This is a genomic window from Microvirga sp. P4_A5, assembly GCF_056402495.1.
Genome location: NZ_JBFUHH010000084.1, coordinates 1 through 20,002, shown reverse-complemented (window position 1 = coordinate 20,002; position 20,002 = coordinate 1). Strand labels below are relative to the sequence as shown.

The 20,002-nt window shown below is 62.8% G+C and carries 16 protein-coding genes and 1 pseudogene; 9 read left to right on the top strand and 8 right to left on the bottom strand.

Translation table 11 applies throughout. The features are described 5' to 3' along the window. Nucleotides 1-2,055: 2,055 nt before the first annotated feature. The gene (locus AC1DVM_RS17920; RefSeq protein ID WP_477256571.1) at nucleotides 2,056-2,355 is read left to right on the top strand and encodes a PilZ domain-containing protein; all 300 of its coding nucleotides are present in this window, start codon (nucleotides 2,056-2,058) and stop codon (nucleotides 2,353-2,355) included. A 1,010-nt stretch (nucleotides 2,356-3,365) separates the two neighbouring features. Then, nucleotides 3,366-3,980: a hypothetical protein gene (locus AC1DVM_RS17915; RefSeq protein ID WP_477256569.1), complete on the top strand. Its 615-nt coding sequence runs from the start codon at nucleotides 3,366-3,368 to the stop codon at nucleotides 3,978-3,980. 1,139 nt (nucleotides 3,981-5,119) lie between these two features. Here AC1DVM_RS17915 and AC1DVM_RS17910 read toward each other — a convergent pair. Continuing rightward, nucleotides 5,120-6,475, bottom strand: coding sequence for a calcium-binding protein (locus AC1DVM_RS17910; RefSeq protein WP_477256567.1), 1,356 nt, complete (start codon nucleotides 6,473-6,475; stop codon nucleotides 5,120-5,122). Between the two features lie 323 nt (nucleotides 6,476-6,798). Here AC1DVM_RS17910 and AC1DVM_RS17905 point away from each other — a divergent pair, with 323 nt between their 5' ends. Together AC1DVM_RS17905 and AC1DVM_RS17900 are read left to right on the top strand one after the other, a co-directional pair. Further along, the gene (locus tag AC1DVM_RS17905; RefSeq protein ID WP_477256565.1) at nucleotides 6,799-7,560 is read left to right on the top strand and encodes a calcium-binding protein; all 762 of its coding nucleotides are present in this window, start codon (nucleotides 6,799-6,801) and stop codon (nucleotides 7,558-7,560) included. 106 nt (nucleotides 7,561-7,666) lie between these two features. Then, nucleotides 7,667-8,647 (top strand): aldo/keto reductase, encoded by a 981-nt coding sequence (locus tag AC1DVM_RS17900; RefSeq protein ID WP_477256563.1) that lies wholly within the window; start codon nucleotides 7,667-7,669, stop codon nucleotides 8,645-8,647. 3 nt (nucleotides 8,648-8,650) lie between these two features. Here AC1DVM_RS17900 and AC1DVM_RS17895 read toward each other — a convergent pair whose 3' ends face one another. From AC1DVM_RS17895 to AC1DVM_RS17865, 7 genes are all read right to left on the bottom strand, one after another. Then, nucleotides 8,651-8,869: a DUF1127 domain-containing protein gene (locus tag AC1DVM_RS17895; RefSeq protein ID WP_477256561.1), complete on the bottom strand. Its 219-nt coding sequence runs from the start codon at nucleotides 8,867-8,869 to the stop codon at nucleotides 8,651-8,653. Nucleotides 8,870-8,921: 52 nt separating this feature from the next. After that, nucleotides 8,922-9,143 (bottom strand): hypothetical protein, encoded by a 222-nt coding sequence (locus AC1DVM_RS17890; RefSeq protein WP_477256559.1) that lies wholly within the window; start codon nucleotides 9,141-9,143, stop codon nucleotides 8,922-8,924. Between the two features lie 213 nt (nucleotides 9,144-9,356). Further along, the gene (locus AC1DVM_RS17885) at nucleotides 9,357-10,214 is read right to left on the bottom strand and encodes a PCC domain-containing protein (protein ID WP_477256558.1); all 858 of its coding nucleotides are present in this window, start codon (nucleotides 10,212-10,214) and stop codon (nucleotides 9,357-9,359) included. Between the two features lie 20 nt (nucleotides 10,215-10,234). Further along, complete coding sequence (locus AC1DVM_RS17880) at nucleotides 10,235-11,113, bottom strand: alpha/beta fold hydrolase (RefSeq protein ID WP_477256556.1); 879 nt, start codon at nucleotides 11,111-11,113, stop codon at nucleotides 10,235-10,237. 24 nt (nucleotides 11,114-11,137) lie between these two features. Beyond that, complete coding sequence (locus tag AC1DVM_RS17875; RefSeq protein ID WP_477256554.1) at nucleotides 11,138-11,941, bottom strand: SDR family NAD(P)-dependent oxidoreductase; 804 nt, start codon at nucleotides 11,939-11,941, stop codon at nucleotides 11,138-11,140. 75 nt (nucleotides 11,942-12,016) lie between these two features. Continuing rightward, complete coding sequence (locus AC1DVM_RS17870; RefSeq protein ID WP_477256552.1) at nucleotides 12,017-13,027, bottom strand: TRAP transporter substrate-binding protein; 1,011 nt, start codon at nucleotides 13,025-13,027, stop codon at nucleotides 12,017-12,019. Nucleotides 13,028-13,115: 88 nt separating this feature from the next. After that, nucleotides 13,116-14,984: a TRAP transporter large permease subunit gene (locus AC1DVM_RS17865; protein WP_477256550.1), complete on the bottom strand. Its 1,869-nt coding sequence runs from the start codon at nucleotides 14,982-14,984 to the stop codon at nucleotides 13,116-13,118. A gap of 388 nt (nucleotides 14,985-15,372) precedes the next feature. Between AC1DVM_RS17865 and AC1DVM_RS17860 the strand changes: the two genes are divergently transcribed. From AC1DVM_RS17860 to AC1DVM_RS17840, 5 genes and pseudogenes are all read left to right on the top strand, one after another. Further along, the gene (locus tag AC1DVM_RS17860; RefSeq protein ID WP_477256548.1) at nucleotides 15,373-16,212 is read left to right on the top strand and encodes an IclR family transcriptional regulator; all 840 of its coding nucleotides are present in this window, start codon (nucleotides 15,373-15,375) and stop codon (nucleotides 16,210-16,212) included. Further along, nucleotides 16,209-17,816 carry an acyl-CoA synthetase gene (locus tag AC1DVM_RS17855; protein WP_477256547.1) on the top strand — a complete coding sequence of 536 codons (1,608 nt, stop codon included), beginning with the start codon at nucleotides 16,209-16,211 and terminating at the stop codon, nucleotides 17,814-17,816. Before AC1DVM_RS17860 ends, AC1DVM_RS17855 begins: the two co-directional genes overlap by 4 nt. Nucleotides 17,817-17,849: 33 nt before the next feature. Next, entirely contained in the window at nucleotides 17,850-18,617 is a 768-nt protein-coding gene (locus AC1DVM_RS17850) for an SDR family NAD(P)-dependent oxidoreductase (RefSeq protein ID WP_477256545.1), read from the top strand. Between the two features lie 138 nt (nucleotides 18,618-18,755). Next, on the top strand, nucleotides 18,756-19,679 hold the full coding sequence (locus AC1DVM_RS17845) for a quinone oxidoreductase family protein (RefSeq protein WP_477256543.1): 924 nt from the start codon (nucleotides 18,756-18,758) through the stop codon (nucleotides 19,677-19,679). 141 nt (nucleotides 19,680-19,820) lie between these two features. Next, a pseudogene (locus tag AC1DVM_RS17840) lies at nucleotides 19,821-20,002 on the top strand (lectin); the annotation flags it as partial.

The following is a 20,002-nucleotide window of genomic DNA, read 5'->3' as shown; positions in this document are numbered from 1 at the left end:
CATGAGGACACGACTACAGGGGCAGAAAACTGGCAGGTATCGAGAACACCACACTTAACAGGCGATCAAACTAAGCCGTTTGTCGACGCCAGCAGTTGTTAGATCGACTGCTCGAAACGGCGGATGGCGACGCACCACCGGTCACCGTGATGCAAGTTGGTTCCGCCGGAAGAGGAGGCGAAAGGGAATCAAGCGTGCAGTTGCGACTGCTCTACACCTCGGGGGGACATCCGATGGGCAACCGAGATTTGATATTCAACGATAACCTATCCCGATGACAGTCCAGAGATTCTTCCGGCGGGTCGCATGGCTCCTCGTTTTTGCCGTCGCAGCATTCACCCTGTTGCCGGTTGAGTTCCGCCCCATCACCGGAACATCGGTTGCGCTTGAGCGATTTACAGCCTTTGCAGTAATCGGAGGAACCTTTGGCTGGGGTTATCCGAAACACCGCCTCGGCATTGTTCTCGTACTAATCGGAATGGTTGGACTACTTGAAGTAGCTCAATATTTGGTTCCCGAACGCCATGGGCGCCTTTCCGATGGGATCGTGAAGGGCTCAGGCGCCCTTCTGGGCACAGCAGCCTCGGTGGTGATGGACCGCTGTAAGAGTGGCGTACGCTACCACCTCAGCCTCTCGTGGCCGAGGTTTCGTCGACGATCCTAAGCTCAACTCTGGCATCGCCAGCAGCGCCGTGAAAGGTTCTTGTGGCCGCTGAAGCGACTAGCGATGGCAACGGTGCGAAAGGCAGGTTGTCTAGGGAACTAGCAACCAACCCGGCGACCTGAAGTCGGGTGGAGTTACCGAGTTGAGTTATGCATTAGTCTTCGTTGGACCGTGCACGGACAACGTTAACCGCTACCCGCGTCAAGTACTGCCCTCCTCGCCGACAAAAAATTCAGCGCGCCCAAGTGGTTTGCGGTTCAACTTGAGCCGGAGCCAACGCGGAGATATTCCGGTGGTAATAATTTATGGTGTTATCGGGTTCGTCGGCGGGCTGATCACGGCCGCGACGCTCTGGCAATGCGGTGTGATGGTTGCACTGGTCGCAGCGCCGTTTGGCGCAAGCCTGCTTGTGGCAGTGTTCTCAGTGATTTTCGGGTCCCAGAACCGCGGTTCCAAATGAGCTATCGTTCCCTCCGACAAGGCAGCCATACTTTATCGTGCTCCGAGCGCGATGTTGGCGAGAAGTAGGACCGAGTGGCGGCCGTTCGGCGACTGGTAGGAGGCATCGAACGCAGCCTACATTCTGTTAACGCAGTGCCCCTTGCAAGTCGGGCAACGATGACGAAGACCATTGGCCTGGCGAGTCAACTCCTCCTCGAGCGGGCCGCGTTGCACACGCTGCTTCGGGTGCTCCGCCCGCAGCCGTTAGTGGAAGTGTTCAGCTGACGCGAGTGCCGTTGATCCGGCCTGCGTCCACGGTTCCGCAAAAGCTGTTACCCACGACACTGGAACATGTGGATTCTGCCCGAGCAAAGCAATCGCTTCGTCGGCGTAGCGTAAGAACATATTTTTGATGAGCAGTGACTCAGCTTCCCACGAATGTGCTTCATCCTGCGCCTCGTATAAGGCACGCGCAACATTTTCAACTGGATCCAATGAAGCCCCCCGGCCACAAGAAACAACTTCTTCCAGCGACCTCCTTTGGCGCTCGGACTCATTGCGAATCCTGCGAGGATTTCCTCTGGCGCAAGACTAGGAGCTTGGTTTTCAACCTGTCGCAAGCTATCGGAAGGGGTAGGCACGAAACTAAGAGCACAGTGCGAACGGTAACTTCGCCACGAACGTCCGCGTGCGGCCGGCTCGCCTTGTCGTGAGTGCATGCGAGGTCCCGGCAACGACCTGACGAGGTAGCGGGGTCGCTTGGTTGGGCGGACGTGCCGATGTCGTAAGGCCGCGGTTCCCGGTGCGATGAGCGTCCGCCATGAAACCTCCCGGAGAGAAGACGTTCAACGGGACTGCTCACAAGCGGCTACCGATTGTTAATCTTGGCTGTGCAAGGTTCTCGCACGGGCACGTAGCGCCTCTGTCCGGCTAATTAAGAGAGATCGTCGATGGATGAGACGGACAATCGTCGTTCGAGTAGGCGCTGGCGCACCGTTCTCACGGGACGGATCGTGTTCAACAGTCGCGCCTCGGTCCTAGATTGCGCGGTGCGAGATCTCTCTGATACAGGGGCGCGAATCTATTTTGCGGATGTCTCCAAGCTTCCCTTTCAGTTCGAGCTAGAAATCCCGAACAGGGGCCTGCGGATCCAGGCGCGAGTGGTTTGGAGCCGAGGGGCCAACCACGGCGTTGCGTTCCTTGAGGCGATGAAGGTGTGGGCTGATCCCACGCGCACAATGGCAGCGTGAAACTGTCTGACATATCTTGTTTCACACGACTTCGAGGGCAATGAATTACCGACGATTGGCACCGTATGCGACTATAGCCTCCGTCAGGTTCTGACCTGCCTGACATTTGCCCATCGTGAGGTGTTGGAACCTAATCTGACAGGCAGTGTCATTCAAGCTGAAGCGTAGCCGAGGCCGGCGCGGAGTGCGCGGGCCCATCCTCTGGCCTCGGCGTTCAACAGACTACTGATCATGGCCAAGGATCCGAGCAACGTGCGAAAGTGGGTTGCTGTGGCTCGGCTGGCGGCTCGGGAGTGCCAGCCAAGCCTGTCATATGAGGGGCTGCTCGCGCGACCAGCATCAATCGCTTCAGAGAGCTTACCAGACGAGCGGCGAGATGGCTCCGCAGGAATTGACCCGCCGCAAGCCGCTCTTGGCCAACCGCGCCTCGCCACAGGTGAAGGCAATCATTGTCGAACCCTCCCTCGAGTAGCGAGCTCTCGTTGATCCGATCGCTAACGAGGTCCGCAAGCGGGGGACAGATCTCAACTGCCGGCGTGCACAGAGTCTGAAAGCGCCTTCACGATCTGAGACGATGAAGAACCCCTTACGCCCACGTGACTGCCACTCTCTGGGCGGTCTGCGAGCGCCCAAATCAGTCGACAATCGCGGGCGCCAGGTCGCCAGCCCTTCCAATTTCAGCCACTCATCGTATTGGCTCGGCGCCTGCCTTCCCGTGTCGCTCGCCTCGCAAGATGGGATATTCTCCCCACGATATCGCGAAAATCTGGAGCGTCGCTCCGACCCGGTCTTCCGGTCGCGTCCGCACGGTCAGAGCACCCTCGCTCGTGGATCACAGTTATCAGCAAAACCGGGCGTCCATCAGGTCACACCCCAGCAGAGGTGGATGCCGGCCGCTCACCCGGCACTGTGCGGCGATATTCGCCGGATCCCCTAGCGAACTATTCCGAGCCTACGGTAGATCGGCGAATCGCCCGGCGAGCACCCTCCCTCGAAACCAGGAGCAGGACATGTCCCATCCGACGCCAGCCTCCCCCACTAGCGCCGCTGCGCCGGAGGGCCCGCGCACTGATCAAACCTTCATACCCCCCGATCCGGCTTGCGGGCTCGGCCAATTCCTCTCCGGGCAGCCGCTGCTCGTCACCGAAAGTCTCAGCGATTACGAGCATCTTCTCGCCCGCGTTGTATCGGCGCTCAGGCCGTCCGACGTCATCGCTGAAATCGCCGCCAAGGATTTTGCCGACCTGACGTGGGAAATCGAGCGACTGAAATGCCTCAAGGCAAAGCAACTCGCAGAAGGCATTCGGTGGAAACTCATTGGCGCGCTTGAGGGGTTAAGGAGCCTCGGAAACCGCCATGTCATCGACCGCGCCGGCGCCTGCTCGCGCGCCATCGCTTGCCTCAACGGTGATGCTGCAGCCCGCGCCGAAGTCAGCGCAATTCTCCAGCAGGCGGCCCTCGACTGGGACACCATTACCGCCCGCGCGATGGAAGCCCGCGTCGACGTCCTCGCACAAACAGAACGTTATATTACTGCAGCAGAGGTACGCCGCTCGCGGGTGCTGACGGAACTCGAACGCCGCCAGGACACCCTCTCCCGCCGCCTGCGCCCCGCCGCCCGCTGATGCCAAGCCCAAAGCTAAAGGTCGTCACAGCGGCCAAGCTTGGCCAGTCCGGCAAATCCGCCCCGCGCATTGCGCCACCCCCAATCGCCCGGTCGATCCTCTCGCCAGACCCGACTCCTCGCCGCAGGGCGTTAAGTATGCCACGGCAAAGTCTCCCACTGACGTCGGGTGGGCTAAGGGAGCCTAGAGCGCGTGGCCCCCGGCCGAAGTGGCGCGTCCGAAATTTGCCGTTTCAGTCTCGGCTCCAGCACGCGCGGCGTTTTCTCCTCCGGCAGCATCAGAAGCCGGCACTTTGGGTCTGGCTAAGTTCGTGCCCTGCGACCGACCGCGGTGGCGGCGCCGCGCGGCAAGCTGGGCTCAAGCTCACAATAAGCCGTCCGTCCATATTCACCGCGCTTTTGCGACGGGGTGGGGCCGTGCGCCGCACGGTTAAGTTCGACCATTTTCGGTAGCCCGACCTCGCCGCCTGGGACGTGCCGGACGTCGCGCTGCGGACTCAAAACTGATCGCCCCGGAACGACCAACCCGATCGACTCTAAGCTTAAGTTTGCTCGAACGATGCAGACACAGCCGGGCGCCCAGAACGAGCCGGGTGACGCCAGCCTTGGCCATGGCGTCGGTTGCCGCAGCGGCAGTGGCAATCGCAGCGCCCTGCCATCGCGCCACCGGCACCGCCGGTTGCAACTWTTAGCCCCTTTCCCGCAACGATTTACCTTACCTGTAACGCTCCTGTACCCACCCCCGTAACTCCTCTGTACCTGCCCTGTACCCGCAGCGTAGCCGACCGCTTACACTCCCCCGCAAGCGGTTTCGGCGAGTCTGCAGGGCGATTTCGGCCGGCAGGATCGGCCGCGAACTCCCGACGCGCTATCGCGACGGGGGGTCGCCGCGGCACCGGCAAGTGGATATGGAGTGGATATAGAACTAGAAATGTCAGGAAAATATCCCGGTAGCTCCGGTGATTTTTGGCCCAAAATAAGGGATTTTGAGACAGCCGACGGTGTCTAGAACAGCGGACTCTGACTCCGCTAGTCAAGGTTCGAGTCCTTGTCCCCCAGCCAATTTCCACGCCCATCATCAAACCAAGCAGCAGGACGGCCCACACCATGGGTGCGGGCCGTCCTTCGTCAGGTCTCGCTTCAGAGGATGAAGTCGCCGCGGACCATGGCTTGCGTGTACCCTTGGAGGATAAGCTGGAAGTCAGCCGCCAGATCGCCGTTCACATCGGCTTGTACGATCGTGTTGCCGCTTTGGTCGAGGTCATAGCGGAGCTGTCCAGCACCGCTGAACGCGGCCTTGCCAATGAACGAGAACGACTGGTTGAGGCCGCGGTTTGCGTTGGCGTCGATGACGTGAAGGTCGATGACGTCAAGGCGCGAGAAGTCGACGATCACGTCGGACAGCGCGGTATCGGCCACGCTGTGGGAAGTAGAGCGGAAGTCGAAGGTGTCCGAGCCCGTGCCGCCGGACAACACGTCGCGGCCGCTACCTCCGTAGAGTTCATCCTTTCCTCTGCCGCCGCTGAGCCAATCGTTCCCACTGCCGCCAATCAGATCGTCGTTGCCCCGGTTCCCGACAAGCCTGTCATCGCCGCCGCCACCGGAGAGCCGATTGTCGAAGCTGTTGCCGGTGATGACGTTGGCGAGAGCATTTCCGGAGCCGTTCAAATCCCCCGAGCCGCGCAGGGTGAGATTTTCCACGCCGCTGTAACCGGTTCGCGAGAGATAGACATTGGTGGTGCTGACGATGTGGTCGAGGCCGTCATCGACGGCGGTGTCGATAACCTTATCGCCTGAATTCACGTAATAGGTGTCGCTACCAAGACCGCCGTTCATGCGGTCGGTGCCGGCGCCACCGTTCAAGACGTCGTTGCCGCCGCGGCCAACCAGGGAATCCGATCCAGCTTCGCCGTAGATCCGGTCGTTGCCATCACCGCCGTCGATCCGGTCGTTGCCAACGCCGCCGTAGATGCGGTCGGGCTGGTCTCCGCCGATCAACACGTCGTTCACCCGCATGTCACCGATCTGGTCATAGAGGGGCACATCACGCACAGAGACGCCGCGCGGGAGATTGGTCGCGACGTTGATCCCCACGGTGTGCATTGCGGACGCGACAACGGTGTTGCTGTTCAGGTCCGCGCCCGGCAAGGCGTCAAAAATATCAACGCTGTATTGGAGATCTGCCTTGTTGATGTTCGCAGCATGCTGAACCATCAGGTTCCACACGGCATCCGGATCGCGCCCCGCGAGGTTAAGCACTCGGTGATGACGCTCTGCGAGGCTGTCGCTGCCGCGGGCATCGTTGGAACTCGCCAGACTCACATTGGCCTGCGCCAGAAGGTCGCCGCCGTTGTTGAACCCGCCCCGGATCACGCGCTCATCGATCACGTTTCCAAGATCGTCGGTGGTGCGTTTGACAAGGTAGAGATGTTCGTACGGGGAGCGAACACCCGCTTCGGTGACCGTCTTCGACTCGATGGCAATAATGGTTGGCATGAATTTGACCTCAATGGGAGATGTTCGCTTCGCTCCCGGTGCGGTACAGAACTCGGATCATTTCCAGGGGTTCCGCTGCATCCCGTGCTGCGACCCTAAGGACTGCGAAAGATCACGTTATAACTTGCAAGAACATTGAGCGTGGTTTCGTTCCGCAAGATGTCATGGGGGCACCGTCCGTTTCCAAACTGGTGCGCTTTCACACCCCACGCGACAGATTTTACACTCTCGTATACGCAAACTGAGGTGAAACTGGCGACGTACTATTGTTCTTTCCTTTACGTCATGTTCTAACGCTCCCGCTTTCGAAAATGGAGACGACGATGGCGAAGTTGGTGTGGAACAACGCGGCCGGGTTCAGCCTCGCGCTGCTCAATGTCAGCAACCTGAACGACGGCACCAGCGACAGCGCGACGCCGACCTCCTACAGCGTCGCCTATTCGTCGGGCGAGCGCGACGTGTTCGGCGGCTACGGCTTCACCTATGACGCGAAAGGCGTGCCCTCAGGCGGCGTCGTCACAAGCTATACGGGCTTTTTCGGCCCCACCGCTCTCGGCTCGATCGAGGGGCTGAGCATCGCCGTTCCAGTGCTCGTTCAGGCGGTGAGCACGGCGTCCACCGAGGACGATTTGGCGATCTTCTCGTCGGCACTTTCCGGGGACGACGTGATCATCGGCAATCGCGGTTCGGACATCCTCGAAGGCTTTGCCGGCAACGACCGGATCACCGGCGGCCTTAAGGGCGATCTCCTGCATGGCGGCGCCGGCGCCGATCGGTTCGTCTTCACGTCCGTCAAGGACTCGCGCACAACCAAGGAAGGCCTCGACCTCATCCTGGATTTCTCGCTCCGGCAGAAAGACAAGCTCGACCTGATGGCGATCGACGCCAACACCAAGAAAGCCGGCAATCAGGCGTTCAAGTTCATCGGCACGAGCGACTTCCACAAGACGCCGGGCGAGCTTCGCTATGAGAAAGCGAAGGGCTACACGCTGGTCGAGGGCGATGTGAACGGCGACGGCAAGGCGGATTTTTCCGTCCTGCTGAAAGGCGGCCTGAACTTCACCAAGGGCTATTTCTACCTCTGAGGCTTTCGCTGGCTGCGAGGGTCTGGACTTCGGGCGCGCGGACGCCACTTCCCAGGCCGCCGACCGATGCGCCGGCCTCCCCTTTGCACGCCCGCAGGAATTCGCCATGCAACACCGTCGACTTGGAAAACTCGAAGTCTCCGCCATCGGTCTCGGCTGCATGGGCATGTCGGATTTTTATGGCGGCCGCGATGAGGCAGAGGCGATCGCCACGTTGCACCGGGCGATCGAACTCGGAGTGACCTTTCTCGACACCGCCGACATGTACGGCGTGGGCCGCAACGAGGAGCTCGTCGGACGCGCCATCCGGGACCGCCGCGATGCGGTGGTCGTCGCCACCAAGTTCGGCAATGTGCGGGCGCCGGACGGCACCTATCTGGGCATCGACGGCTCACCCGCCTATGTGCGCAAGGCCTGCGAAGCGAGCCTGAAGCGACTGGGCATCGATACGATCGACCTCTACTACCAGCATCGCGTCGACCCCAACACGCCCATCGAAGACACTGTGGGAGCGATGGCCGACCTCGTGCGTGAAGGAAAGGTCCGGCACTTGGGTCTGTCGGAAGCGGGACCGCAAACCATCCGCCGTGCCCATGCGGTGCATCCCATCGCGGCGCTGCAGACCGAATATTCGCTGTGGAGCCGGGATCCCGAGGACGAGCTGCTGCCGACCGTGCGCGATCTCGGGATTGGCTTCGTGCCCTACTCGCCCCTCGGCCGGGGGTTCCTCACCGGACAGATCAAGAGCATCGACGATCTCGAGGAAGGCGATTACCGCCGCACCACCCCGCGTTTCCAGGGCGACAACTTTCAGAAAAATCTCGATCTCGTGCGCGAGATCGAGACCATGGCGCAGTCGAAAGGCTGCGCGCCGGCCCAGCTTGCTCTCGCCTGGGTGCTGGCGCAGGGCGACGACATCGTGCCGATCCCGGGCACGAAGCGCCGCCGCTATCTGGAGGAGAATGTGGGAGCTCTCGATGTGGGACTGACGTCGGACGATCTCGGCCGCATCGACCGTATCCTTCCGCCGGGCTCCGCGGCAGGGACGCGCTATGCCGCCGCGCAGATGCAGAATCTCGGGCGGTAGGCTTTATCGCGCGGGCTGCCCCGCGGGGAGTCGCATTCCTGCCGGGCCCACCGCGCCGTTCACGCGCGCAGCGCGCGTTGCCTCGCGGGCCCGTCGCTTGATGTCGCGCCGACCGATGCCGAGATCGAAGAGTTCGCGATCCGCGAGGCTTTCGAGCTGGTACACGGTCTCGCGATAGGAAAGCCACGCGCGCAGCTTGTTCATGGCAATGGACATCAACATGGGAAGGGCTCCAACGGACAGACGTGTTCGGGGGGATGCGAGCGGTCGGGGATCAGAAGCGGCTCATGCGTTCGCCGATCCGGCGCTCCACGTCGTCGGTGAAGAAGCCGCCATTGAGCGCGACGAAGCGGGCGATCTCGCGCTTCGCGCGTCGGTCATTGGACTCTGCGATCGCGTGGGCGATGCGCCCGGCAATCCGGCGGACGTTGGCGAGCAAAGAAGCGCGGGGGGCGGAAGCGGTGTCGAAGGCAGCGATCGGGCCGGCGATGGACATGGTATTCTCCTGGCGTTGCAAGAGGATTCCGAGCGCTTCCCATCGTGCGTATTTTTGTTCTTGTTGAGTTCGATCTTACAGGGATTGTTGCAGCGCGAAATAAAGGTCAGTGCATATGACCTATGCGCGCGCGGCAAAGCTGGCGCCGCCGGTGCCGCGACCTTGGGCGGCATGGGTCGATTCGGGGCGGCATTCGCCCAAACCGCGGGCAATTCAGCGCAAGGTTGCGTCGGGCACGATTACCAGCTCGAACGTCACGCAGACGGGATTGTCGCCGCGCAGGATTTCTCCCGTGGCGATATCGCCAGCGATATCCACCACCGCGATGTCCAGACTGGCACGCGGTTCCGCCCCGACCGTCACGACCCGTCCTCGACGGACGAGCAGCTCGGTCGCGTGCGAGTGCATCCATGTCCCGTCGGCGAAATGAACTTCGTTCAAGCTCCCGATACCGAATACGCCCGCCTCTGCGATGCCGTGTTCCCGGCACACCGACTCGATGGCGAGGCAGATATCCACGTTGGGACGAACCCGCACCAGCAAGGCGCCCGCGCCGCTTTCAGTGGGAACCTCCACGGCCTGTGGCTCGAACAGCGTGAAGAGCGTCTCGGCATCCGGAATCCCCCGGAAGGTCGCCTTCATGAAGCCGATCCCCGTCACTGCAATCGGCTCCGCCACCTTGCAGTTCGGCGCCAGCAAGTGCCCCATCCGCATTCCATCCGCCGTTCGCCAACGGCCATGGCAATGGATGAACGGCTTTCCGTCCCGCTCCCCGACGCTCGCCACACATTCATCGAGGTCGACAGGCCCCTCCGGCGCGAGGAGGTCGCTGTACCACGCCACATGAACGCCATCGCGGGAGGCGGCCGGCATGACGAATTGGAAGGGGTCGCAACGGCCTGACCCGAAAGCCGCCACGCCCCCGCGGCACCCGGCCGCCTGAAAGCCCTTGGCGATCCCCTCTTCTACGGTATCGCCGGGTTCGAGCGTGAAGCGCAGGCTAACCGGCCTATCTGCGACGGCGCTCACACGCGTGGCCGCGACGGGCCCCGGATGCCGGAGATGTCTCATCGTCGCCTCTCCTAGCGCGGTTACTCCGCGCGCATGATCTCGGCCGAATTCGCGCGCGGATCGCGCCGCTCCCAGCGTCCCGCTTCCACCTGGGCGATGAACTCGGAGACGAGCCGGTTGAACATCGCCGGTTCCTCCAGGTTGAGCGTATGGCCGGATTTCGGCAGCACGCAAAGGCCGGAGCGCGGCACGACTCGCTTCAGGAACATGCCCGGCAGAAGGCCATGGTCGTCCTCGTCGCCACACATCACGAGGAGCGGCGCTGCGAGAGCCGACAATTCCGCTTCGAGATCGTACAGGGACGGGCGACGCATCTGCACGCCACGCATCGTATTGGCGGCGCCGACGCTCGAATGCTGGGCGAGCCGTGACGCGAAAAGCGCCCAGCCGCGCGGGTCTTTCTCCTGGAACTGCACCCGCGAGGCGCTCACCGCGTAGCTCGCGGCGAAACGCTCGACGCTGCGCTCGATGGAGGCCGCGACCTGCTGGGCATTGACCCGGAAATAGGCCTCATGCTTCTTTTCCGACCCGTAGCCGATGCCCGCGACGACCGCCGACAGGATGCGCCGCGGATGCCGCAGGGCTGCGTGAAGGCACGCGAAGGCGCCCATCGACAGCCCGACGATATGGGCCCTCTCGAATCCCGCCGCGTCCATCACCTCGATGATGTCGTCCGCCGCGCGCGCTTGCGAATATTTCTCCACATCGGCGGGAATATCCGAAGGCGCATAGCCGCGCGCCGCGTAGGTGAGGCATTGGTGACGGCGCGCGAAGTAATTGAGCTGCGGTTCCCAGCTCCAATGATTGCCGCCGAATTCATGTACGAACACGATGGGCGTGCCGCTTCCAACCGTCTCGTAGAACAGTTTCGTGCCGTCGCTGGTGGTGGCGAACGCCATTCTCGTCTCCTCGCGCGCTCGGATCTAGCGGAACTCGCCCACCGCGCAACTCTGGCCGCCATCGACCGGCAAGCAAACGCCGGTCACGAATTGCGCCTCGTCGGAGGCAAGGAACACCGCCGCGTTGGCGATGTCCCACGCCGTGCCCATGCGCCCGACCGGAACGGCCGCGTTGCGGGCGGCTACCATGTCTTCGACGGACGCGTATTGACCCGAAATCTGCCGATAGATCAGGGGCGTGTCGATAAGGCCCGGCATGATGCAATTGGCCCGGATACCCTGGCGGGCATATTGCATCGCCAGCGCCACCGTCGCCTGATTGACCGCCGCCTTCGTCGCGTAATAGGCGAAGTAGGGATAGCCCGTCCATCGGATCGCGGCGAGGGACGAAATGTTGACGATCGCGCCGCTGCCCTGCGCCAGCATGTGCGGGATCACGGCTTTGGCGGTGCGATAGATCGGCCCGATATTGAGATCGAGCGAGGCCTCGAATTGCGCCTCTGACAACTCCACCGGCCCGCCCATATGGGTGACGCCGACGTTGTTGTGCAGGATGTCGATGCGGGCGAAATCTGCGACCGCTTGGGCGACCGCATCGGAAACAGAGGCCGTGTCGGTCACGTCGGCCGCGATTGCCAGGGCGGCACCGCCCTCCCCGATGATGATGTCGACCGTCTCCTGCGCGGCCTCTGCCACGAGGTCGATGCAGGCGACCTTCGCGCCTTCCCGCGCATACGCCACCGCCGCCGCCTTGCCGTTGCCCCAGCCGGGTCCAGAGGAACCCGCGCCGAAGACGATCGCGGTTTTTCCCTTCAGTCGATCGACCATGGCATTCCTTAACGCGCTTCGTGAAATGGCACGACGGCGCAGGGCGCGCCGCCGTGCCTCGTTCGGCTTGGCGGATCAGCTCAGCGGGCTGCCGACGGCCTTCTCGAGAATGGCCCATGCCTCATCGCCGTATTTCTTCTTCCATTCAGCATAGAAGCCGGCTTTGCGCAGCGCCTCGCGGAAGGAGGCGGGCTCGGGCTCGTTGATGACCATGCCCTTGGCGGCAAGCTCGTCCTTCAGGCCCGCATTGAGCTTGGCGACGTCGGCGCGCTCCGAGACGGCGGCCTCGTTGAGGTTCTTGGCCACGATGGCGCGCAGGTCTTCGGGCAGGCGCTCCCAGGCGCGACGGTTGGCGAGGAACCAGAAACCATCCCACATGTGGTTCGTCATCGAGCAGTATTTCTGCACCTCGTAGAGCTTCGCCGTGGAGATGATGGCGAGCGGGTTCTCCTGGCCATCGACCACTTTCGTCTGCAACGCAGTGTAGACTTCTGCGAAGTTGATGCTGGCCGGCGCGGATTCGAAGGCCGTGAACATCGACGTCCAGAGCGGGCTGACGGGCACTCGTATCTTGAAGCCCTTCAGGTCGGCCGCGGTCTGGATCGGCTTGTTGGAACTGGTGATCTGGCGGAAGCCGTTGTCCCAGATCTTGTCCATGACGACGAGGTTCGCCTTGCCAATCTGGCCGCGCACATAGGCGCCCAGCTCGCCATCCATCGCCTTCCACACGGCGTCGTAACCGGGGAACGCGAACCCGATGCCGCTCAGCGATGCGTTCGGCACGAGGGTCGAGAGGATCAGGGGCGAGAGCGTGAAGAATTCAACGCCGCCGGCGCGAACCTGGCTCAGCATGTCGGTGTCGGAACCGAGCTGGTTGTTGGGGAAGATCTGGATCACGACGCGGCCGCCGGACTCCTGCTTGATCTTCTCCGCCGCTTCCGTGGCGCGCAGGTTCATGGGATGCGCGGCCGGAAGGTTGTTGGCGTATTTGTAGGTGAATTCGGCCGTCTGCGCGCGAGCGCCGAAACCTGTGACGAGCGCCGCCGTGGCACCCACCTGCAGCATGGACCGACGTGTGATAGTCATCGTGTTCTCTCCCTGTTGGTCGATATTGCCGCCGTCGAGGACCTTCGCGGAGCCCGACGGCAGGACGTTACTTGAAAGCGAACCCCTCTCACACGAATGCCGTGGAGATTGCCGGGATCGCCGCGATGAAGATCAGCCCGACGATCAGGGCCACCAGATAGGGCCAGATCGCCCCCATGGCCTCGTCGGGCGAAACGTTGCCGATCTTGCAGGCGATGTAGAAGCCGATGCCGATGGGCGGCGTCATCAGGCCGATATTCATCGCCGTCACCACCACCATCGAATAATGGATGTCGTTGATGCCGAGATTCTTGGCGATCGGAAACATGATCGGCGCCATCAGCACGATGGCGGGCAGGCCCTCGAGGACGCAGCCAAGGGTCATGAACACCACGATGGTGACCGCCATGTAGCTGATCCAGCCGCCCGGCATATTGATCATGAGCTGGGCGAGCTGCTGGGCGAAGCCCGTCTGGGTCAGCGCCCACGCCATGGCGAGAGCGGTGCCGAGGATCATCAGGATCGCGCCGCTGAGCGCTGCCGTCTCCACCAGCATGGCGTAGAATTTGCGCGGCGATATCCCCCCGTAAAGCAGGATGCCGATGATGATCGAATAGAGCACCGCGATGGTCGACACCTCGGTCGCCGTGGCGATGCCGCCGCCTACCGCGCTGCGGATGAGGAACGGGAGCACGAGCGCGGGCGCGGCGATGAGCGCGGTGCTGCGGATGACCCGGAACGAGACCCGCCGCACGCCTGCGAGATCCTCGTCGCGGGCTTTCCAGCGCGCCAGCACCGCGAGCGCCGCCAGCAGCACCATGGCGACCACGAAGCCGCTCGTGAACAGGCCGGCGATCGACACGCCGGCGACGGAGCCCAGCACGATGAGCACGATGCTGGGAGGCACCGTATCGGCCATGGCGGCGCCGGTCGAAAGGAGCGCGATCATTTCCTTGGGCTTGTGCCCGCGCCGCTTCATCTCGGGAAACAGGGCCGGCGCGACGGTCGCCATGTCGGAGACCTTCGAGCCGGAGATGCCCGAGACGAGGAACAGCGACCCGAGCAGCACATAAGACATGCCCGCGCGCACGTGGCCGAGCATGGAGGCGAGGAAATCCACGATCGCCTTGCCCATGCCGGTTGCATCGAGGACGCAGCCGAGCAGCACGAAGATCGGAACGGAGAGAAGGATGATGCTCGACATGCCCTCGTCCATGCGCCCGATCATGACGAAGATCGGCACATGGGTGGCAAAGAGCAGGAAGCACATGGTGCCGATGCCGAAGCAGAATGCGATCGGAACGCCGAGCGCCAGACACACCACCACGAAGCCGACGAGGAAGATCAGGATGTTGAAATTGCCCCAGCCGCGCAGGGTGGGGCTGAGAAACCAGCACAGGAGGCCGACCACCGCGACCAGAGCGACGCTCACGACCAGATCGCGGATGGTCGAGGTTCGGATCGCGTAGGAGGCCACGATGGCGAACATCAGAAAAATGCCGCAGGCGATGGCCGAGACGCGGAAGCTGTTGGGGATGTTGAGCGCCGCCGAGGTGACGAACCATTCCTCCATCACATAATCGACCGACGGTTCCATCATGACGAGAAGGAACGTGGCGATGAGCACCAGCGCCAGCGTCTGGACGAAGCCCTGGAGGCTTTTCGGAAACATGCTGAGGAAAATGGTCAGCCGAAGATGTTCGTTGCGGTCGAGCGCGATCGCCGATCCCAGCATCGCGAGCCACAGGAAACAGATCGACGCGGCCTCGTCGATCCAGACCACCGGGATCGAAAACACGTAGCGCGACGTCACGCCCATCAGCAGCAGAATGATGATGATCGACAGAAGCACCGCCGAGATGGCCTCGATGGGCCGGAGCAGACGGGACCCGCTTCGGATCATATCGGGCTCCACGGCGCTGGACATCGGAGCGACGTCTTCGGTTCCAACAGCCATCTTGTTCCGCTCTCCCGGGTTGTGGCGATCGGCACGCCACTGCTGGGCCAAGCCCATTCTGCCGCCTTCGTGAAGGACGGCATTCTTTCAGATAATTCGCGGCGCGCGAACCGCTTCATTCGACAGTTTTCGGTGGAGAGAACGGAATCCCGTCTCGGCGACCGCACCGGGCAGCGCGCGACGCCGGCGCCATGCGCCCAGGCAGTTCCCTCCATCGTCTCCGACCGTCCGAAACAGGGATGGCGAAGGTCCATATTGTAGAATTTTTAAGTCGTGGACCCGGCGGAGGATACACACTCGACGGTCCATTGCAATATGACGCCCGTCGAACTAGCCTGAGAAATGTTGAGGGCGTCGGTCCACGATATGGACCGTATTCGAGACAATCATGCACGGCACTGTTTCGACGATCGGAGAGTTTTCGGGAGCGCAGAGCGTCGAGCGCGCCCTGAGACTGCTCGCCATCGTGGCGCGCGACGCGGAGAACGGCATGTCGCTCAGTGCGATCGTCGCCGAGAGCGGCCTCAACAAGCCGACCGCCCGCAGGCTGCTGGTGGCGCTGATGCGGGGGCGGCTGGTGGAACAGGATTCGCAATCGCGCCGCTACCATCTGGGCGACGAGGCTTTCGTGCTCGGCGTGCTGGCATCCCGCCGGCACGGGTTGCTGGAACTGTCCATGGAGAGCCTGCGGGCGCTGTCCGGCATCACGATGGATTCGAGTTTTCTCTCCGTGCGGCGCGACAATTTTTCCGTCTGTCTCTATCGCGAGGAAGGGACCTACCCCGTCCGGACCCATGCGCTCCAGGCCGGCTTGCAGCATCCCCTCGGCATCGGGGCCGGCTCCCTTGCGATGCTGTCGGCCCTGCCCGACGCCGAGATCGAGTCCGTCCTCGCAGCGAACCGCGCCATCATGGGCGCGCAATACCCGTCCTACAGCGTGGACCAGATGCGGCTCGACGTCGCCGACACACGGCGCCGCGGCTTCGCGCTCAATCCGGGCAGGATCGTTGCCAGCTCCTGGGGTGTCGGCACGGTGTTTCGCTATCCGGACGGCAGGGTCGCGGGCGCGCTCAGCATCGCCGCCATCGACAGCCGGGTCGGCCCGGAAAGGCAGCCGGAGCTTGCCCAGCACTTGAAAACCGAAACCGCCCGGATCGAGGCCAAGTTGAGAACCATGTTCGTTCCCTGTGCACCGCACCCGGCTGACCTGGCGAGGGCGAGAGCATGAAGCCGATGTCGAAACGCGTCATGAACCTGTCGCATCTCGTGCGGCAGGTCGCTCGCCGCTATGGCAATGACATCGCCTTCGTGTGGGGCGATCGGACCTGGACATGGTCGGAGCTCGATAGCCGCGTCGACGCGATGGCCTCCGCCTTGGCGGAACGGGGCGTGACGAAGGGCGACCGGGTGCTGGTGCAGTCCAAGAATTGCAACCAGATGTTCGAGGCGATGTTCGCCTGTTTCCGCCTCGGCGCCGTGTGGGTGCCGACGAATTTTCGCCAGACGCCCAATGAGGTCGCCTACCTTGCCTCCGCGAGCGGCGCCAGCGCCATGATCTGCCAGCACGATTTTCCCGAGCATGCGGCCGCGGCGCGCGAGGCTGCACCCGGCATCCGGTTCGTGATTTCCATCGGCGCTTCGGCCTTCGGCGACGATTACGATGCGCTCGTCGAACGCCATCGCGGCGCCGGCATCGCGGCGGCCGGGGTCGAATACGACGATCCCTGCTGGTTCTTCTTTACCTCCGGCACGACCGGCAGGCCCAAGGCCGCAATTCTCACCCACGGTCAGCTCGCTTTCGTCATCACCAACCATCTGTGCGATCTCATGCCGGGAACGACGCAGGCCGATGCCTCGCTCGTGGTGGCACCGCTCTCGCACGGCGCGGGCATTCACCAATTGGTGCAGACCGCGCGGGGCGCGAAGACGGTCCTGCTCACAAGCGAGCGGTTCGATGCCGACGAAGTCTGGTCGCTCGTCGAGCGCTGGCGCATCACCAACATGTTCACCGTGCCGACCATCGTGAAGATGCTCACCGAGCATCCCTCCGTCGACAAGCATGACCGCTCGTCGCTTCGGTATCTCATCTATGCCGGCGCGCCGATGTACCGCGAGGACCAGAAATTCGCGTTGAGGAAACTCGGCAAGGTGCTGGTGCAGTATTTCGGTCTCGGCGAGGTGACGGGAAACATCACCGTGCTCCCCCCTGCCCTGCACGACCCGGAGGATGATGCCGGCGCGAAGATCGGCACATGTGGGTATGAGCGCACCGGGATGCAGGTTTCGATCCAGGACGATTTGGGCCGTGAGGTGAAGTCTGGCGAGACCGGTGAGATCTGYGTCTGCGRCCCCGCGGTGTTTGCCGGCTACTACGAGAACCCGGAAGCCAACGCAAAGGCGTTTCGAGACGGCTGGTTCCGAACGGGCGATCTCGGCCACATGGACGAGGAAGGCTTCCTCTACATCACCGGCCGCGCGTCCGACATGTATATCTCCGGCGGTTCCAACGTCTATCCCCGCGAGATCGAAGAGAAGCTGCTGACGCATCCGGCGATCGCCGAGGTCGCAATCCTCGGGGTGCCGGATCGGACATGGGGCGAAGTCGGCGTCGCCGTCTGCGTGACGCGAGACGGTGCACAGGTGTCGGAGCAGGACCTCCTCGCCTTCATGGACGGCAAGGTTTCGCGCTACAAACTGCCGCGACGCATCTTCTTCTGGGAAGCGCTGCCGAAATCCGGCTACGGCAAGATCACCAAACTGGCGGTGCGCACCGAGCTCGAATCGCGGGGATGTCTGCCGCTGGAAAGCGCAGGCACGAAGACATCCGGCTAAACTCGTTCATCGCAGGCGAAAGGACGTCCATTCATGTCGGAGCAGCAGACAATCCTGGTCACGGGCGGCGCGTCCGGCATCGGCCTGGCAATCGTCGAAGCGGTGCTGCGTGAAGGCTGGCGCGCGATCGTCGCCGATCGCGAGCAGACAAGCCTGGACCATTGCCGCGAACACCTCGCGCAAAGCGGCGATCGTGTTCGGTTCGAAGCGCTCGATGTCGGCGACGAGAATGCGGTCGTCCGCTCCATTGCCCGATGCGCCTCCGAATTCGGGCCGATCGGCGGTGTGGTGAATTCCGCCGGGATCGCCAGCGACGTCCCGGTGCTGGAAACGAGCGCCGCGCTCTTTCGCAAGATCCTCGAGGTAAACCTCATCGGCAGCTTCATCGTCTCGCGGGAGGTTGCACGACATATGCAGGACCATGGCGGCGGATCGATCGTCAACATCGCGTCGGTCTCGGGCATCCGCGGCAATTCCGGGCGCGTGGCCTACGGCGCATCGAAGGGCGGCGTCATCACCATGACGAAGGTCATGGCCGTGGAGCTTGCGACGAAAGGCATCCGCGTCAACGCAATCGCGCCCGGCCCGGTGGAGACGCCGCTGGTGCGCGAAGTCCACACTGCGGAGGCGCGCGCCGAATGGCTGAACAGGGTGCCGATGAATCGCTACGGCCAACCATCCGAGATCGCCGGGACGGCCGTCTTTCTGCTCGACGGCAGCAAATCGAGCTACATTACCGGTCAGACGATCAGCGTGGATGGCGGGTTCACGGCGGCGGGATTGCAGCACAACGCACGATGACCATGCGAGGCGTTGAAAGTTACACGTGACGGGATCGCGCCATCGGAGGCGTTCCGCGTCAAGGCTCGACAAGGAGGCAGGACAATGATGGCTCGCGCGATACGCATGGAAAGACATGGCGGTCCCGAAGTTCTTCAAATGCGGGACATCGACATCGGTTCGCCCGGGGCGGGCCAGGTACTGGTGCGCCAGACGGCGTGCGGATTGAACTTTCTCGACGTCTATCATCGCTCCGGCGCTTACCCTCTGGCGATGCCGAGTGGATGCGGCAGCGAAGCCGCGGGAACCGTCGAAGCTTTGGGACCCGATGTCTCTTCCTTCCGCGTCGGCGACCGCGTCGCTTATCAGGGTGGCGAGCCTGGCGCCTATGCGGATTTGCGCCTCCTGCCCGCAACACGTCTCGTCAAGGTTCCGGACGGCGTTACCGACGAACAAGCCGCCGCTTTGCTCCTGAAGGGCATGACGGTCGAGTATCTGCTCAATCGCTGCGTGACGCTCAAGCCCGGGGATTTCGCGCTGATGTATGCGGCAGCCGGCGGCGTCGGGCTTCTGGCCGGTCAATGGGCCAAGCATCTGGGCATCAACCTCATCGGGGTGGCGTCGGGCGACGAGAAATGTGCGAAAGCGCGATCGCATGGCTATTTCGCCGTCATCGACCGCGACCGCGAAGACATTGTCGCAAGGGTGAAGGAACTCACCGGGGGAACGGGCTTGCCGGCGGTCTTCGATTCCATCGGGCGGGCGACCTTCGACACCACCATCGCGTGCCTTCGTCCGCGCGGCGTCTTCGTCTCTTTCGGCGCAACTTCGGGACCGCCACCGGCCATCGAAGCCTCGCTTCTTCAGAAAAGTGGATCGCTGTATTTCACGCGACCCACCCTCGGCCATTACGCCAGCACACCGGAAGAATATGCCGCTTCGTCCGCCGCCGTTTTCGATCTGGCGGCGGAAGGCATCCTCACTCCCGTCATCGGACAGCGTTACCCGCTCGCAGACGTCACCCGGGCGCATGAGGACCTTGAAGCAGGTCGCACCATCGGCTCGTCGGTCCTCATCCCCTGATCGCCAAAGGCGCCCCCTTGCGAGAAACCTGGCTGCAACCGCAGGTCACGAACATTTCAATCTCCTCCGGTCTTGCGTTCAACTACGCTGCTGCCGGTCTAGTTTTGCGTCCTGGAACACAACTATCAACGGGAGGATGACGTGATCGGAACTCGCATATCGTTGTTGGGTGCCGCGGCCGGGATGGCCCTTCTGCTGCCGACGGCGCCCGCCCTGGCGCAGCAGGCCGGCGCCGCCAACATGACGTTCTTCGTCACCAGCGTGGGATCGGGCAAAGGCGCCGATCTCGGAGGCCTCGAGGGGGCCGATCGCCACTGCCAGAG

Coding starts and splice junctions, on each gene's coding strand:
- AC1DVM_RS17920 (WP_477256571.1), top strand. CDS start 2,056: ATGGATGAGACGGACAATCGTCGTTCGAGTAGGCGCTGGCGCACCGTT.
- AC1DVM_RS17915 (WP_477256569.1), top strand. CDS start 3,366: ATGTCCCATCCGACGCCAGCCTCCCCCACTAGCGCCGCTGCGCCGGAG.
- AC1DVM_RS17910 (WP_477256567.1), bottom strand. CDS start 6,475: ATGCCAACCATTATTGCCATCGAGTCGAAGACGGTCACCGAAGCGGGT.
- AC1DVM_RS17905 (WP_477256565.1), top strand. CDS start 6,799: ATGGCGAAGTTGGTGTGGAACAACGCGGCCGGGTTCAGCCTCGCGCTG.
- AC1DVM_RS17900 (WP_477256563.1), top strand. CDS start 7,667: ATGCAACACCGTCGACTTGGAAAACTCGAAGTCTCCGCCATCGGTCTC.
- AC1DVM_RS17895 (WP_477256561.1), bottom strand. CDS start 8,869: ATGTTGATGTCCATTGCCATGAACAAGCTGCGCGCGTGGCTTTCCTAT.
- AC1DVM_RS17890 (WP_477256559.1), bottom strand. CDS start 9,143: ATGTCCATCGCCGGCCCGATCGCTGCCTTCGACACCGCTTCCGCCCCC.
- AC1DVM_RS17885 (WP_477256558.1), bottom strand. CDS start 10,214: ATGAGACATCTCCGGCATCCGGGGCCCGTCGCGGCCACGCGTGTGAGC.
- AC1DVM_RS17880 (WP_477256556.1), bottom strand. CDS start 11,113: ATGGCGTTCGCCACCACCAGCGACGGCACGAAACTGTTCTACGAGACG.
- AC1DVM_RS17875 (WP_477256554.1), bottom strand. CDS start 11,941: ATGGTCGATCGACTGAAGGGAAAAACCGCGATCGTCTTCGGCGCGGGT.
- AC1DVM_RS17870 (WP_477256552.1), bottom strand. CDS start 13,027: ATGACTATCACACGTCGGTCCATGCTGCAGGTGGGTGCCACGGCGGCG.
- AC1DVM_RS17865 (WP_477256550.1), bottom strand. CDS start 14,984: ATGGCTGTTGGAACCGAAGACGTCGCTCCGATGTCCAGCGCCGTGGAG.
- AC1DVM_RS17860 (WP_477256548.1), top strand. CDS start 15,373: ATGCACGGCACTGTTTCGACGATCGGAGAGTTTTCGGGAGCGCAGAGC.
- AC1DVM_RS17850 (WP_477256545.1), top strand. CDS start 17,850: ATGTCGGAGCAGCAGACAATCCTGGTCACGGGCGGCGCGTCCGGCATC.
- AC1DVM_RS17845 (WP_477256543.1), top strand. CDS start 18,756: ATGCGGGACATCGACATCGGTTCGCCCGGGGCGGGCCAGGTACTGGTG.